This is a genomic window from Granulicella sp. L60 (assembly GCF_009765825.1).
In the GTDB taxonomy this organism is placed as follows: domain Bacteria; phylum Acidobacteriota; class Terriglobia; order Terriglobales; family Acidobacteriaceae; genus Edaphobacter.
The window spans coordinates 263,421-280,092 of the sequence record NZ_LMUR01000022.1; the positions used below are offsets into that span (position 1 = coordinate 263,421).

The 16,672-nt window shown below is 59.8% G+C and carries 7 protein-coding genes; 5 read left to right on the plus strand and 2 right to left on the minus strand.

From position 1 onward, the window contains the following. Positions 1-213: 213 nt before the first annotated feature. From GSQ82_RS22130 to GSQ82_RS22150, 5 genes are all read left to right on the plus strand, one after another. Positions 214-3,819 carry a TonB-dependent receptor gene (locus GSQ82_RS22130; RefSeq protein ID WP_158794459.1) on the plus strand — a complete coding sequence of 1,202 codons (3,606 nt, stop codon included), beginning with the start codon at positions 214-216 and terminating at the stop codon, positions 3,817-3,819. 620 nt (positions 3,820-4,439) lie between these two features. After that, positions 4,440-7,094, plus strand: coding sequence for a TonB-dependent siderophore receptor (locus tag GSQ82_RS22135; RefSeq protein ID WP_158794460.1), 2,655 nt, complete (start codon positions 4,440-4,442; stop codon positions 7,092-7,094). A 103-nt stretch (positions 7,095-7,197) separates the two neighbouring features. Next, positions 7,198-7,878 carry a Fe2+-dependent dioxygenase gene (locus tag GSQ82_RS22140; RefSeq protein ID WP_158794461.1) on the plus strand — a complete coding sequence of 227 codons (681 nt, stop codon included), beginning with the start codon at positions 7,198-7,200 and terminating at the stop codon, positions 7,876-7,878. A gap of 57 nt (positions 7,879-7,935) precedes the next feature. After that, positions 7,936-9,984 (plus strand): glycosyltransferase family 39 protein, encoded by a 2,049-nt coding sequence (locus tag GSQ82_RS22145; RefSeq protein ID WP_158794462.1) that lies wholly within the window; start codon positions 7,936-7,938, stop codon positions 9,982-9,984. Positions 9,985-10,112: 128 nt separating this feature from the next. Continuing rightward, positions 10,113-11,525: a hypothetical protein gene (locus GSQ82_RS22150; RefSeq protein WP_158794463.1), complete on the plus strand. Its 1,413-nt coding sequence runs from the start codon at positions 10,113-10,115 to the stop codon at positions 11,523-11,525. 55 nt (positions 11,526-11,580) lie between these two features. Here GSQ82_RS22150 and GSQ82_RS22155 read toward each other — a convergent pair whose 3' ends face one another. Beyond that, entirely contained in the window at positions 11,581-13,491 is a 1,911-nt protein-coding gene (locus GSQ82_RS22155) for a glycoside hydrolase family 2 protein (RefSeq protein WP_158794464.1), read from the minus strand. Between the two features lie 111 nt (positions 13,492-13,602). Next, positions 13,603-16,650: a PAS domain-containing protein gene (locus tag GSQ82_RS22160; RefSeq protein WP_158794465.1), complete on the minus strand. Its 3,048-nt coding sequence runs from the start codon at positions 16,648-16,650 to the stop codon at positions 13,603-13,605. Between the last annotated feature and the right edge of the window lie 22 nt (positions 16,651-16,672).

The following is a 16,672-nucleotide window of genomic DNA, read 5'->3' on the forward strand; positions in this document are numbered from 1 at the left end:
TTGGAATTCATAAAACAGTGAATGGTCTGCCTGGTAGCGGTTTTGGCTGTTGTTGTTAAAGCACTGATAAAAACAGGCTTTGATAAAATTTATATCTTTCTTTCCGTTTGGCCCTCCATGTGCTATCCCACTTTCAGATAATATTCCGTGACAAAACGTGACGTATTCGAATTTAGCGATAGAGTCGAAGCCGCTCACAGGAGAACAGGGACAATGAAGAAGTTTTTGACATTGATGACGTTGTTATTCGCCACCGCGTTTCTGGGCTACGGACAAGCGACCTCCGTGAACGGCGGCGCGATTCAGGGAAGCATTACGGATCCCAGCGGAGCTGTTGTTCCAGGCGCGACCGTCACCATCAAAGGTACGGATACGGGCTCTTTGAAGACAACGACTACGGACTCGGCTGGATTCTATAGCGTCGGCCCTCTAAATCCCGGACCATATACTGTCACTATTTCTCGCTCCGGCTTTCAACAGCTGGAGGTCGCGACGACTGTACACACCGGTACTGCGACACCTGGAAGCTTCAAACTGACCCTAGGGTCCTCGACCGAGACGGTTGAGGTCAACGCTGGAGCGCTTCAGGTGAATACGGATCAGATCGGTGTTGCGGGTATCGTCAACCGCGAACAGATCGACTCTCTTCCGGTCAACGGCCGCGACATTCTAGACTATGCCCAGCTTCAGCCTGGCGTTGTTCTTCAATCCGGTCAGAGCTTCGACCCTACCAAGGCCGGTTACTCTGCCATCTCGGTGAGCGGTGTCGGCGGACGTACGACACGTATTCTTCTTGACGGTCAGGACATCACCGACGAGACCGTCGGTACCACGATCTACAACGTACCATCCGGTCCAGTCGAAGAGTTTCAGCTCAATCGCTCCACGCAAGACGTCTCTGGTTCGGTAACCTCGACCGGTCAGGTGCTCGTCTCGACTCGAGCGGGTACTAACGCATTCCACGGAAATGCTTTCTATAACTTTCAGGATGCGCGTGCGGGCGCAGCAGACGTTGGAGGCCTAGAGGCTCCCTTCCAACGCAACCAGTTCGGCGGCTACGTCGGCGGTCCGATTATCAAGGACAAGCTCTTCTTCTTCGGCGGTTTTGAGCGCATCCTGCAGCATGAAGAGGACGTTGCACTCGGCGCCAGCCCGGTCTTTCAGCCCATTCTCAGCCAATTTCCTTTCGTTCCCGCTCCGTTTACGGACAACTTCAGCATGGCACGCCTGGACTACCAGGGGCCCAAGGGAATCCACTTCTTTGTACGTGGCGTGTATAGCGTCAACTCCGACCTAGCTACCTTCGGCCTCACTCCTTATCAGCTCTATCAGAACAGGGATAATGTCCCGGGTCTGGTTGGTGGTGCAGACTTCACCACTGGTAAGTTCACGCACTCCTTCCGTGGCGGTTATGAGAAGTTCCATAACCTGCTCGAGGATGGTACTGCGGCGGCTGGCAGCTCCATTTACAATCCCTCGGGACCCGCCGTGGGCGGCAGTCTCACGCTGGCCGGCAGCTTGAACGCTGGCCCCAATTACCTCGCACCGCAGGGTACCTTCCAGACCGACAAGCAGTTCCGTTATGACGGTACCTGGACCAAGGGAGCGCACACTGTCAAGTTCGGTTTCGACATGAACCGTCTGGCCAGCGGCGGCTTCGCTGAGTTCTTCGGAGCATCTCTCTATTCTGACCTGAGCGCTACCACTCAGAATCTCGCGCCGGGTGGAAATATAGCTAATCCGCTTGACTATATTGCGTCCTACTACTACATCGGTAACGGCAATAGCCTTTTCTCCGAGCGTCCCGGCTTCGGCCTAGCTGGAGGTCTTACCCCTAGCTGGCGGTTTGCAACCTACATTGCCGACACCTGGAAGGCAGCCTCGTCCTTGACGCTTACTGCTGGTCTACGTTGGAGCGTCGATACCGACCGCGCCAACCAGGACCTGGCTACACCCCTCTGCTCGAGCGTAGATCCATCGCTCCAGTTTGCCGGATGCACGGGAAACACTCCGCTGTTTGACCAGTATCAAGCTGGCCTCGGTGTAAGAACCCATCAGCCTTATGCCAACTTTGGGCCGCAGTTCGGATTCAACTTCAGCCCCGGAGATCATAAGACGTCCCTTCGCGGCGGAATTGGTATCTTCTACGAGAGCAGCGTCTTCAACAACACTGGTAACTCACGCACCGAGTCTGTTAATTCGGACTTCCCGTCTCAAAATGAGGGTCTCGCACAACAGGGGGCATCGAGCATCTCTCTGCCGGGCTACGGCGTAGTCTCAGCAGCGCCAGACGGAACTCCGGTCTCGACGATCCTTAGCGAGTCGATAGGCAAGGCGGCGCCAGAACTTAACGCTATCAAAGCTGAATATCAGGCGAAGGTAGCGAATGTTCCGGGTCCCAATCCCTCTTACATCGGCACTGGAAGTGGACTGTATGCAAATAATATTTACGCGGGTCCGTACAAGAGCCCGTACTCCATTCAGTTCAATGGCGGGATTCAGCGTGAGCTTAGCAAGGGCTTAATCTTAAGCGCCGATTATGTCCACAACGCAACGCTAAAGATTCCACTCACGCAGGATGTCAACCATAACGGAGCAGCCCGTACGCTCAATACTGCTGCCGCGACAAACGCGATTGCTGTTACAACCGCGAGTCTTGGATGCGCTGGTGGAGCTTCTTCGGCGGCTATCACTTGCGCCATCGCTGCAGGCGCCAAGATCGGTACCTTCGCGCAGGCTCAGTATGATGCAAACGGCAATCCTCTCTCCGGAGGTCTTGATTCTGGAGCTGTTTCTCTTGGCGGAGTCGCAGCCTCGTACGCTGGTTTCACCCCAGCTACGGGCGCAGCGTTTCCGGGTACCAACCCCAACGTTGGCTCAGGTAAGTTCATCCTCCCGATCGGACGTTCTGGATACGATGCTCTCCAGGTGGTTCTGCAGCAGCAGAAGTCCCATCCAGCTCCGGGCATTGTAAGCAGCAACGTGCAGATCTCTTACAATCTCTCCCGCATTGTTAGTGGTAACGCCGGGACCAACCCCTCCGATCAGTTCTTCGGTGGAGCTCCTTCGTTCGATAACGATGATCCCAATCGTTACCTCGGCCGTAGTCCTCTCGACCATACCAACGAGTTGAGTTTTGGTGGCAGTCTCGCAATCAAATATGGTTTACAGGTTGCAATGATTGGTCACTTCTTCTCCGCTCCTGCTACCTCTCTTACTCTAGACACAACGCAGGGAACGACGGGACAGATCTTCCAAACGGACGTGGACGGCGACGGGAGTGTAGGCGATCTGGTCCCAGGGACCAATGTTGGGTACTATATGCACCAGATCAAGGGTGGAGGCCTCAACAAGCTGATCAATAACTACAACGCCACCATGGCCGGTACGCCGACTCCGGCAGGTCAGGCACTGATTGCTGCTGGTCTCATGACTCAGGCGCAACTTGTCGCTTTGGGTGGAGTTCAGCAGCCATTAGCTGCCGCTCCTTCCAAGCCGTTGAGCGACGCTGCTCTTCGTACATTCGATCTCAGCGCGAACTACCCGATCAGACTCAGCCGAGTGCGTGAAGGTCTGAGCATCGTCCCTGGAGTTGCCATGTACAACGTATTCAACATGAGCAACTTCGGACCTATTGATGGCATCGTCGGCAATGCAACGGGCGTTCTGTTGAATACTGGTGATGCCAATACGCCGGGTTACTACAATGGGCCGAACAATCAGGGCGTGCTCAACGAAGCACGAACCACGCGTAACTCAGGTACCTTCGATCAGGGTGGCCCGCGTACGACGGAGTTCCAGCTGAAGGTGAACTTCTAACCTACGATCAACTAACTTGCAGTTGGTTTGTTATTCAAAGTGGAGACTTCGGTCTCCACTTTTTTTGGTCTGTGCGATTGTGTTGGGAGATTGGTTTGGGCTTGGTTTATGTGATCTTGAATAAAGGACTGGATTTGTCGGATATATACTTGATATGCGACCGTCTCTGTCGTATATTCGTTTTATCGCAGTTTTAGCAGCAAAAATATGTGTTTGGGATTGGAGAGCGATGGCCAGATCCCCGCGGATTATCTCTTGGCGGAGACCGCGAGGACCTGGAAGCTACAGCCGAAGAGGCCGTAGGCTGCCTGCATTATAAGGTTCGCCTTCCGGGCTGTTCAACTTCGGTTCAAAACTCCACTCAATCAGGGAAGTGCCTCGAGTTTTTGTTGGCTGAGATTATTATCCAGCCGGACTTCGAGGGTTAGCGGTCAAGGACGAGGTGCGTTTGTTTTTGCCTCGCATTGTCTGCTGTGGATGGACTGTAGAGGGCTGGCGTTGTTCTGGATTGTTGTTCTGGATTGTTGTCCTGGATCTGTTGTCTTGAGATTTGTTTGCTTGATCCTAGAACGCGACTGGCCCCTGCCGAATTTGGAATGGACTTTGAGGAGAACGCAGCTATGAAGCACAAGGCTCATAAGACGGCGGCAGGCAAGAACCGGGCGATGTTAGGACGAGGACGCGGATGGATCACCGTGGGGACGCTGGCGGCGTATGCGGCTGCGGGTGGGACGAAGTCGGCGCTGGCATCGGCGGTGAAGACGGATCCGACGGCTGCGGACGGGGCGGGATCGACGCTGCCGTTGAAGCGGTTTGATATCCCTGCCGGACCGTTGGACGCGGCGGTGAAGGCGTATGAGCATGCTACCGGGCTGACGGTGAAGATTGTGCTTCCGGCGGGGACGCTGGCGGGGTTCAACTCGCAGGGAGTGGTGGGGCTGTATCGCGAGGATGAGGCGCTTCGGCTTCTGCTGGATGGGACGGGGCTGAACTATCGAGTGGAAGATGCTGCGACGATGCTGGTCGGGGTGCAGTCGAAGGACACGATATCTGTAACGGACTCTGTGACAAATTCGGTTTCGCTGACGAAGTTTCCGGAGCCGCTGCTGGATACGCCGCAGAGCATCAGCGTGGTGCCGCAGTTTGTGATGCAGGATGAGGGTGTTTCGACGCTGAAGGACGCGCTGCGGAATGTGCCCGGCATCAGCATGGCGGCGGGTGAGGCGGGAGCGCAGGGAGACAATCTGACCATCCGGGGATTTACGGCGCGGAACGATATTTTTCTCGATGGCGTTCGTGACTTCGGCAGCTACTATCGCGACTCGTTCAACTACGAGCAGGTTGATGTGCTGGAAGGGCCTGCCGGGGTTGAGTTTGGCCGTGGTGCTACGGGCGGCGTGATCAACCAGGAGAGCAAGGTTCCACAGGCGCAGCAGTTCGTGCGGGTGCAGGCGCAGTTTGGTACTGATTTGACGCGGCGCGTTACGGCCGACATCAACGAGCCGGAGATGGATGTGCTCGGCGGCACGGCGTATCGCGTGAATGTGATGGCGCAGGAGGGCGGCGTTGCGGGACGCGACTATGCCGAGGTGAGGCGGTTCGGACTTGCGCCTTCGGTCTCGATCGGCATGAACACGCCGACGCGGGCGACGCTGAGCTACTTTCACATTACGGAGAGCGATACGCCGGACTACGGTCTACCTTGGTTCAACAACAAGCTTGCGCCAGGTTCGATACGGCATAACTACTATGGCTTTCCCGATGAGAACTACCTGAAGACGAACGATGACATTCTGACGTTGAAGGTGGAGCATGAGTTTTCGCCGAATCTGAATCTGCATATGATTGCGCGTGCGGCGAACTATCCGCGGCAGGCGCAGATTACGGAGCCGCAGATCTGCTCGAACGCTCCGCTGAGCGTACCGGTAGGCGGGTTTGTATCCAGCCTGCCGACGTCCGCGGTGAATACGGCGTTGCCCTGTGCTTACACGGGCGCGAGCGATCTGAGTTCGATCATCGTGAATCGAAATCAGATTCAGACAAAGAGCGTCGAGGGCGATCTCTGGGACCAGACCGAAGTGACGGCGCGATTCAACACCTTTGGTATACGTCATGCCCTGGTGGCTGGAGTCGAAGGCGGACAGGAGATCTCGAATCCGATTCGCTACAGCTATACCATCAACAAGATCAACACGGTGCCGACGGCTATGTTGATCGATCCGAATGCGCAGCAGCCGTTCGGGGGCACGGGGTATATCTCTTCGGTGGTTCATACGAAGTCGGATAGTGTGGGGCTGTACTTTGTCGATACGATCAAGCTGGGTCGTTTGTTTGAGTTGAGCGGAGGCGTTAGATGGGATCGCTTCGACACTGGCTATAACCTCTATCAGCCAACGCCTCCTGCGGGTGCGACGGTGACGGCGAACGTTCCGCCGATCAGCCGTATCGATGAGCAGCCAACGTATCGGGCCGCGTTTGTGTATAAGCCATCGACGCATGGAAGTTTCTACTTCGACTATGCGACGAGCTTTGATCCTGCGGCGGAGTCGCTTAGTTTGAGCATTGGGCTGGCGAACAGCTCGGCTGCGCCGGAGGAGAACGAGACGTATGAGGCGGGCGCGAAGTGGAGCTTCCTGAACGAGCGGCTGCTGATGGAAGGAGCATTCTTTCACACGGAGAAGGACAATGCGCGCGAGACCGATCCGACGAACTCGAACAACATCGTTGCGGCGGGAAATCAGTTGGTGAAGGGCGTGCAGTTCAGCGTGGTGGGACGGCTGCCCGAGGGTATGGACGTGGTGGCGGGATATGCGTATCTCGACAGCGACGTTATCTTCTCGAAGTTCTATCCGACGTCGGTTGGATTTCCGCTGGCGAATGTGCCGAAGCAGACGTTCAATCTGTTCATCACACATCGGCTGGGTTGGCATCTGAACGGCGGCGTGGGCGGGAACTATGTGGGCAGCCGTACGGCGAGTTCGACAGTGCCGTTTGTGCCGACGAGCTATGGACCGGCGCAGACGTTCGCGCCTGGCTCCGCGCCTTGCGGGGTGACGGTGACGACGTGCTATGAGGTGCTGTCGACGGCGATGAAACAGGTGCCTGGATACTGGGTCTTCAACGCGATGGTGCGACGGCCTTTGACCGACAGGCTGGAGCTACAGGCGAATGTGTATAACCTGTTGAACCGGTACTACATCGATCTGCCGCATCCGAGTCACTTGATTCCGGGAGCGGGAGCGAGCGCTCTGATCGGTGTCAACTTCAAGTTCTAAGGTTGTGGGTGGATGGAGTGAGTCGGCTGGATATACTCTGGCCGACTTACTTTTGCATGTAAGGATCGGTTGCAGGTGAGTTCCAGGTGAGAGGATAGTTGCGATGCTGATTACGATTCCGGATGTGTTGAGTGCGAGTGAGGTAGCGCAGGCGCGTGCGGCGCTGGATGCCGCGGAGTGGGTGGACGGCAAGGTGACGGCCGGCTACCAGGCGCAGAGCGTGAAGGCTAATCTGCAACTGCCGGAGGGTCATCCTGTGGCGGTGAAGCTGGGCGAGGTGGTGCTGGGTGCGCTGGCGCAGTCGCCGTTGTTTATGTCGGCGGCGCTTCCGCTGCGGGTGTTTCCGCCGATGTTTAATCGGTATGCGGGTGGAGGACACTTTGGCACTCATGTGGACACGGCGATACGGGCGAATGCGACGACGGGGCAGAGGATCAGGACGGATGTCTCGGCTACGTTGTTTCTCTCTGCACCGGAGGAGTATGACGGCGGCGAGCTGCGCGTGGAGGACACGTATGGGGTGCACAGCGTGAAGCTGCCGGCGGGGCATATGGTGTTGTATCCGGCGACGAGTCTGCATCGGGTAGACCCGGTGACGCGCGGGGCGAGGGTGTCGAGCTTCTTCTGGGTGCAGAGTATGGTTCGCAGCGATGCGGACAGGACGCTGCTCTACGATCTGGATACGGCGATTCAGCGGCTGGCGGTGGATGTGCCGGGTAATGCGGCTGGGGTGAAGTTGACGGGGGTGTACCACAACCTGCTGAGGCGCTGGGCGGAGATGTAGTGGCTTGGGATGTAGTGGTGCACAAGGGCGGGGCGGTCGTTTAGGATGGAGCGGCCTATGAAAACTCAACCGCGACGTTCTACTGTGATTGCCGGAGTCTGCCTTCTTCTGCTGGTGTTTGGATTGCAACTTGCCCTGACGGTGCGACAGGAGTCGCTGACGTGGGATGAGGGTGACCACATCTTCGCGGGCTATGAGTCGTGGAAGACTCATGACTACGGGCTGAATCCTGAACACCCTCCGCTGATGAAGATGCTGGCTACGGTGCCTCTGCTGGGACTGCCGTTGAAGGTGCCGGTGCTGCAGCATCGGTTCTTCAAGGAAGAGGCGTACATGAGCGGCAAGGCGCTGCTGTTCGGCAACGCGCCGCAGTACAGTGCGGAGACGCTGACGTTCCGGGTGCGGCTGGCGGCGGGGATTGTGGCGATTCTGCTGGGGCTGCTGGTGTTTCTGGCGACGCAGGAGATGTTTGGGGTGTGGGCGGCGTTTGTTGCGCTGGTGGCGCTGACATTCGAGCCGAACATACTGGCGCATGGGGCGTTTGTTACGACGGATACCGGGGTCTCGTGTTTTTTCTTTGCTTCGGTGTATGCGTTTTATCGGTACTGCAAGGTGCCGACGGTGGGCAGGCTGGCGTTGACGGGGCTGGCGGCGGGGTTGGCGCTGGCGAGTAAGCACTCTGCGGTGTTGCTGCTGCCGATGCTGGTGTTGCTGGCTGGGTGCGAGGTGGCGTTTCGGTTTGATTCGACTGCGGCGGAGGGGACGCGGGCGAGGCGTGGGGTACGGATGATTGGCGCGCTGGCTGCGATCGGCGTGATGGCGGTGGCGGTGCTCTGGGTGTTCTATGGATTCAGGTACAACGCGCGGCCGGATGGGCTGCGGCTCGATCCTACGCTGGCGGAGTATGTGCTTCCGCTGAAGCCGATGGAGGCGAAGGGGATATTGTTACTCGCACGGTTTCATATTCTGCCGGAGTCGTATCTGTATGGGCTGGCGGATGTGCGGGCGATGGCGAATGGGATGCAGAGCTTCATCTTCGGTAAGGTGTATGAGCATGGGGTATGGTTCTACTTCCCGGCGGTGCTGTTGATCAAATCGACGCTGGGCTGGCTGGCGATGGTTTTGGTTGCGGCTGGCGCGGTGGTGGTGGGGCGTTTTCGACGGTGGCGGGAGATCTTGTTTTTGATGATTCCGGCGGCGCTGTATTTGGTAGTGGCGATGGGGTCGAGCCTGAACATCGGGTCGCGGCATATTCTGCCGGTGTATGTGTTTCTGACTGTGTTTGCGGCGGGTGGATGCTGGGCTTTGGTGGAGTCGAGTGTTGGCAGGAGCGGAGTGGAACGCGGCGGATGGAGTCGTGGGTGGGGGATTGCGGTTGGCGTGCTGCTGGCGATGCATGTGGTGTCTTCGGCGTGGGCTTATCCGAACTATATGGCGTATGCCAATGAGGCGTGGGGTGGGCCGAAGCAGACGTATAAGTATCTGACGGACTCGAATGCGGACTGGGCACAGCAGTTGCTCGCGGTGAAGCGGTACACGGATGAGCATGGGATCAAGGAGTGCTGGATCGCTTACTTCGCCGATCCTTTTCTTGAGACGAAGGACTATGGGATTCCGTGCAAGGCGCTGCCGGTGTATGACTCGTATGTGTCGACTGTGCAGCATCCGGTGCCGGCGACGATTACGGGGCCGGTGTTCATCAGCGCGGGGGATCTGTATGGGTTTGAGTTTGGATCGAAGGTGCTGAATCCTTACCAGAGGTTTGTGGGGGTAGAGCCGGAGACGCGGATTCAGGATGGTGTGATGGTGTACGAGGGGACGTTTGCGGTGCCGCTGGCGTCGTCGCTGAGCTTTGTGCAGGAGTCGAGTGCGCGGTTGAAGGCGAAGGACACTGCGGGGGCGGTTGAGGCGGCGCAGCAGGCAGTGGCAATTGCGCCGGATGGGTTCGATCCGCTGGTGGCGCTTGGGGATGCGCTGGTAGCGGCGGGACGCGGGGCGGAGGCAAGGGCGGCGTATACGCGTGCACTTGATGTGGCGAAGACGATGGAGCCGGAGGCGCAGGATGTGTGGGCTCCGGTGGTGCAGAAGAAGATGGCGGGTTTGTGATGGGCGCGAGCGTCTTCGACTCTTTTGTGTGAGGTGGTGCTGGCAGGGTTGGTAAGCATGGTGGGAAAGGTGTGGACTCGGGCAGGGGTTGGGGGGAGAATGTTGGAACTCGCCATCTGGAGGCCGCTATGCGACAAGGACTTCGGGCCCCTCTTTTTTCTTTTTTGATTCTGGGTGTGTTGCTGTGCGGGCGGGCGCGGGGTGATGCGTCGGTCGGGGTGGTGCCTGCGCGTGGTGGGATGGGAACTGGAGCGGGGTTGCAGGACGCGCCGGGGATCTCGTGCGATGTGTCGAACACGGTTGTGTATCCGGGAGTGCAGGCTTTTGTTAAGGCTCGGGTGGCGAGTAAGAACGGAGGTCCGTTTCGATACAGCTTTTCGAGCAGCATGGGCAAGCTGGTGGTCTTTGGACTGGATGGGGAGAATGCAGTGCTGGATACGGCGGGGATGACGCCGGGGCCGATTCGTGTGACGTGCGAGGCTACGGATGCGAAGGGGCGTAAAGTTTCGGCGGTGAGTGTGATCAACCTGGCTCCGTGGCCGGTGAAGGGAGCGGAGAGTTTGTCGGCTGCTGAGCTACAGCGGCGGCAGCGTGCGATGGAGTTGCAGTTCGAGATATCGAGGCTGCAGCAGGAGATGGCGGAGGCAAGGATGGCTGCGTCGCTTGACTCGCCGGGCGAGGCTATGAAGATGGAGAGCAAGCTGAACGAGCTTCGGGCGCAGCAGGCTGCGTTGAATGTGCCGGGTGCTCCTAGTGGTGAGGGTCGGCCTGCGGGTGTGGGCGGGCCTACATCGAATGCGGAGCGGCCTACGACTGATGATGGGCGTCCACACGATGCGGCTCGGACTCCGTTGCCGAAGCATGATGCGCCGCCGGGTAAGGAGAAGCCTCAGACCGGTACGGGGAAGCCTGTGGGGCAAAGGGGTGATGCGGCTGCGGATGGTGTTTACGCCGAGGTGCTGACGATTCAGAGGTGGGAGTCGCAGTTGAAGATGGGGAGGATGGACTATCTGTTTCCGGCGAAGGTGTCGTTGCCGGGTGCGTTTGCGGCGAGTGTTCTGGTGCATGGGTATGAGGATGTGGCGGCGCACGTGGAGGCGGGGGCGCAGTCGGTGGGGCTGAAGGTGTCTCCGAGGATGCGCGTGGAGCTGAGTTCGGATCAGCCGGATGAGTTCAAGATTGAGCCGAGCCAGGCGGACCCGGTGCAGGTGGTGCCGATTGATGGAGCGGCGGAGTGGCGATGGAGGGTGACGCCGCGAGAGCCAGCGCAGGATGGGACGCTGACGATACGAGCGGTGCTTGTGTATCCGGAGGGGGCGAATAAAGAAGACATTCAGCTGCCGAGTAAGACGGTGCATGTCTCGGTGCAGGTGGGCAGCGTTTGGGAGTGGATGAAGTATCTGTTCTGGAACGATCCGGTGGGGCTGGTGAAGTATCTGCTGCCGGGTGGGGCGGGGTTTGCGTTTGTGGCGGGGCTGGTGGCTTGGTGGTGGAAGCGAAGGCATCCGGCGGAGAAAGACGAAGAGAAAGATAAAGAGTGAAGAGACGACCGCCGCGGCTGTGGGATGCTGAGTCGCGGCGGTCGTTTGGTTATGGTTATTCGGGTTTGTCGAAGACTTTGTCCTGGTAGGCCTTTTGGAGGATGGAGAAGGCTTGCTTCTTTTGTCCCTGGTCGGAGACGAGGCCCTTGCGGTTGAAGTTGTCCTGGATGCCGGTGTTGAGGCGACGGGGGGAGCGGAAGTCCATGAGGATCCATGGGCTGGTGCCGGAGAGCTGCGGGATGCGGCGGAGCATGGCGATCTGGTGTTTGTAGAGCTCGGCCTGATACTCCTCGGTCCAGATGGCGGGGTCGGTGGTGCCGGCGGGTGCGTGGTTGCCGAAGCGGGCGTCGCCGCCCCACTCGGACATGATGAGGGGCTTCTGGTAGTGGATGTCCCAGGTGGTGTGGTCGATGCCGGCGAGTTTTTGCTCGTACCAGCCGACGTACTCGTTGGTGCCGATGACGTCGAGGGCTTTGCCGAGCGGGTCGTCGACGATCTTGGTGGTGCCGGTGCCGTCGGGATTCTTCTCGGTGCGGACGAGGAGGGCGGCGGTGACGAGGCGGGTGGGGTCGAGCTGGCGGGTGAGGTCGGCCAGGGTGGTGAGGTACTTGGTGCGGGCTTCGTTGTTGGGGGTTTCGTTGGCGACGGACCAGAGGACAATGGAGGCTTTGTTGCGGTCGCGGCGGATCATCTCGGAGAGCTGCTGTTTGGATTTGGCGAGGACGGCGGGGTTGTCGAACTGGAGCGCCCAGTAGTCGGGGATCTCGGACCAGACCATGATGCCGAGGCGGTCGGCGGCGCGGGTCATGCGTTCGTCGTGGGGGTAGTGGGCGAGACGGATGTAGTTGCAGCCTAGTTCTTTGGCCCAGCCGAGGAGGGTGTCGACGTCTTTTTCGGAGTAGGCGCGGCCGGTGCGGTAGGGGGCTTCGGCGTGGACGGAGACGCCGCGGAGGAAGACGGGTTTACCGTTGAGCAGGATCTGGGTGCCGCGGGCTTCGATGGTGCGGAAGCCGATCTGGGTTTGAATGAGGTCGTAATGAGCCGTGCGGCGCGGGCGAACGCTGTCGCCTGTTGCTCCGCCCTGCATAGTTAAGCTGTGGGATATGTGAACTGTGTAGAGCTTAGGATTTTCCGGAGACCATAGGCTGATGGATTTAACGGGCAGGGAGATTATTGCTCTGGATTGTTCGTCGGTTTTGGCAATGACATATGCCTGGAGTTCGGGGATCGAGACTGCAACCGAAAGTCCGGCGGGCGCGCCTTCTACGTGGACGTAGCCTTCGATGAGGGAGTGGTCGGTGCGGCTGAGGTGGAGGTCGTAGTCGTCGATGAACTGGGTGGGGACGGTGACGAGGGAGACGTCGCGGGTGAGGCCGCCGTAGTTCCACCAGTCGGTCTGGAGGGTGGGGACGCCGTCGGCGAGGCGGGTGTCGTCGACGGAGATGACGACGAAGTTTTTGCCGGGGGTAACGACGCTGGTGATGTCGCAGTCGAAGGGGGTGAAGCCGCCCTCATGCTCGCAGACTTTTTTTGTGTTGACCCAGACGAAGGAGCGGTAGTTGGCGGCGCCGATGTGGAGGAAGGTGCGGGTGTCGGGCTTCGGGGTGAAGTCGAAGTCTTTTTGATACCAGACGACGCCCTCGTAGTAGAGGAGGTCGGGGCGCTGGGTGTTCCAGTCGCCGGGGACTTTGAGTGTGGGGGCGGTGGCGAAGTTGTAGTCGTGGGGTTCGCCGTGGGGATCGAAGGGGGCGTTCATGAAGAAGCCGTCTTTGCGAATCTCCTGGTGGAAGGTGTAGAGGCCGGTGGAGTAGGGGTCGACGATGGCGTGCCAGTCGCCGTCGAGTGAGGTGGAGGTGCGGTGGTCTACATCGACGAGGAGGGTGGTGTTGGTTGGGGTCTGCGAGTGGGCGGCGGTTGCGGCAAGGAGGATTGCGGCGAGGAGGGTGCGGATTGCGGACTGCGGCATGAGTGGTCTCCGGTGCGATTGGTGAGCGTGGGTGGGGCGGAAAAGAGGCTCGGAGACATAATACTTCGCTCTTTGAACAATTGCTTGAGGGATTGGAGGAGGAGCGAATGTTCAAGCGAGTGGTGATGGTAGAGGGTGATGTTTAGTGGGTGGTGGTGGGTGGGTTTCTGGGGTGTGGGTTTCGGCGAGGGGGAGGAAGAGGGAGAAGATGGTCCCGTGGTGGACGGGGTGTTGGGAGCTGCGCAGGGTGAGGCGGCCCTGGTGGCGGTTGATGATGCCGGAGGAGATCCAGAGGCCGAGGCCGGTGCCGTTGAGGTCCTTGGTGGTGAAGAAGGGTTCGAAGAGGCGGGCCTGTACGGCGGGGGACATGCCGTGGCCGGTGTCGGCGATGGTGATGCGGATGCCGCGGCGGGGAGCGGGGAAGGCGGGGGAGAGGTCGGTGGCGTCGTGGGCGCGGATGAGGAGGCGGCCGCCGTGGCGCATGGCGTCGATGGCGTTGGCGATGAGGTTGTTGAGGACCTGGCGGATGTCGTTTTCGAAGCAGAGGATGGTGGTGACAGCGGCGTAGGAGGCTTCGACGCGGATGTTGGAGTTGGCGAGTCGTCCCTGGTAGAGGTTGAGGACGGCATCGACGAGGTCTCTGGCGGTGACGCGGGTTGCGCCTACGGCCTGGCGGTGGAAGCGGAGGGTCTGGGTGGCGATCTGGCAGACGCGTGATAGTTCGGCCTGGGCGGTTTGGACGTACTGGCGGACGGTCTCGGGGAGCTCGTCGGAGAGGTTGATGAGGAAGAGTAGGTTGGTGATGGCTTCGAGGGGGTTGTTGATCTCGTGCGAGATGGAGCTGGCGAGGCGGCCGACGGCGGCGAGCTTCTCGCTCTGGATGAGGGCGGCCTCGGCTTTTTTCTGGTGGGTGATGTCGAGGGTAGCGGTGGCGATGGCCTGGATGGAGCCATCGGGGGCGAAGACGGGAGAGTAGTTGAGGTTGAAGAAGTGTTTTTCGCCGGGGCGTGAGGGGAACTCGCCTTCGATGAGATGGCGCTGCATGGTTTTGGTGGCGAGGACCTGCTCGAAGATCTCGCGGACGCCGCTGGGGGCAATGTCGGTGATGGGACGGCCGATGATCTCCTCGGGAGGGAGGCCGATGATCTCGGCGAGGCGGTCATTGAGACGGAGGTAGCGGAAGTCGACGGGGTCGAAGAGGCCGAGGCCGACGGGTGCGGTGCGGTAGACGGTTTCGAGTTCGGCGCGCTGGCGCTCGGTCTCTTCCTGACGGCGCTGGAGGGTCTCGGCGAAGGTCTTGCGGTCGTCGATGTCGAGAGCTACGCCGAGCCAGTGGAGGACTCTGCCGGAGTCGTCGCGGACGGCCTGGGCGCGGAGCCACCACCAGCGAGCATGGCTGTCGTGGGCGCGTATCATACGGGCTTCGATGTCGAAGACGGAGCCGGTGGCGACGGAGTGGGACCAGCGTTCCATGAGGCGGTTGTGGTCGTCGGGGTGAAAGGCGTCGAGCCAGCCCATGCCGCCGAGCTCTTCGACGGTGTGGCCGATGTAGTCGAGGAAGCCCTGGTTGGCGTAGGTGATGGAGCCGTCGGGCGCGCCCATCCAGATGGCCTGGGGGTTGAGATCGGCGAGGACTCGGTAGCGAGCTTCGCTGGCTACGAGGGCTTCTTCGTTCTTCTTGCGGCTGTTGATGTCGATGGTCATGCCGCGGAGGCTGGTGGGTTCGCCGTCGACGAAGACGGCCTGGCCGCGGCTTTCGAGCCAGAGGATGCTGCCATCGGCGGCGCGGACCTGGAACTCCTGCACGATCATCTGGCCGGACTCGATGGCGGCCTGGGCGCATGCGGCGATGATGGGAATGTACTCGGGGACGACGATATTTTTGAAGGCTCGGAAGTCGGGGATCTCGGCGAAGGGATGGCCGAAGACGGGATAGGAGCCTGCGCCGAAGGTGGCTTTGCCGGTGGCGTAGTCGATGTCCCAGGTGGCGACCTGGGCGGTGTGTTGGACGGCGGCGAGGAGGTTCTGCTGCTGCTTGAGGACGAGGTCGGACTGACGGCGTGCGGTGACGTCGCGGAAGAAGATGACGACGCCGCCGTCGTAGGGGCGGCACTGCTGGGCGAGCCAGAGGTTGAGAGGCTCGGGATAGAAGATCTCGAACTCTGCGGGGATGCGCTGATCCATGGCGCGGTGGTAGTGGAAGAGGATCTCGGGAGATTGGAGAGCGGCGGGAAATTCGCGCCAGAGATTTTTGCCGAGGAGGTCGCGCCTGGGGCTGAGGAGCTCTTTGGCGCGGCGGTTGAGGAAGGTGTAGTTCCAGTCGCGGTTGAGGCTGACGACGGCGTCGGTGGTGATCTCGAGCACCTGGCTGAGGTGACGGGCGGAGGCGTCGCGAAGAAGCTCCGCACCTTTGCGGTCGGTGACGTCGCTGGAGAAGATGACGATGCCGTCTTCGTGGGGGCGGACGAGGACCTTGAACCAGATGTCGAGGGGCGCGGGGTAGTAGGCCTCGAACTCGGTGGGGACGCGACGCTCCATAGTGGCGAGGTAGTTGGAGCGGAAGGGCTCCTGCTGGTTGGAGGGGAAGCGCTCCCAGAGGTTTTCGCCTACGAGGGTGTCGGTCTTGAGGATGGCGAGCGCGGCGCGGTTGGCGAAGGTGCAGATCCAGTTGCGATCGATGCAGACGATTGAGTCGGGCGAGGCGTCGAAGATCTGTTGGAATCTGCGGTCGGCCTGGTTGCGGAGGGCTTCAGCCTGCTTGCGGTCGGTAATGTCGCGGTAGTAGACGGCGATGCCTTCGTCGGTGGGTAGGACGTGGATGTCTACCCAGAGGCCGAAGGGTTTGTAGAAGTGTTCGATCCGCTGGGGGACACGAGTCTGCATGACGGCTCGGTAGCAGTCTTCGACGTCGGTGCCGAGAGTCTCGGGGAAGAGCTCCCAGTGGATTTTGCTGCCGATATCCCTGGGCTGGAGGCGGCTGATTCGAGCGGCTTCGGCGTTGGCGTAGGTGATGGTCCAGTTGCGGTCGAAGCAGAGGATGGCCTCGGGCAGATGCGCGAGCAGGTTAGCGGAACGAGTGTGGCTGGTCTCTGCTTCGGCGCGTGCGGGGGTGCGTTGTTCCGACGAGTTGAAGGCGTTATCGATGGAGGAGTCGGGCATGACGATACGCTGAAGGGCGATG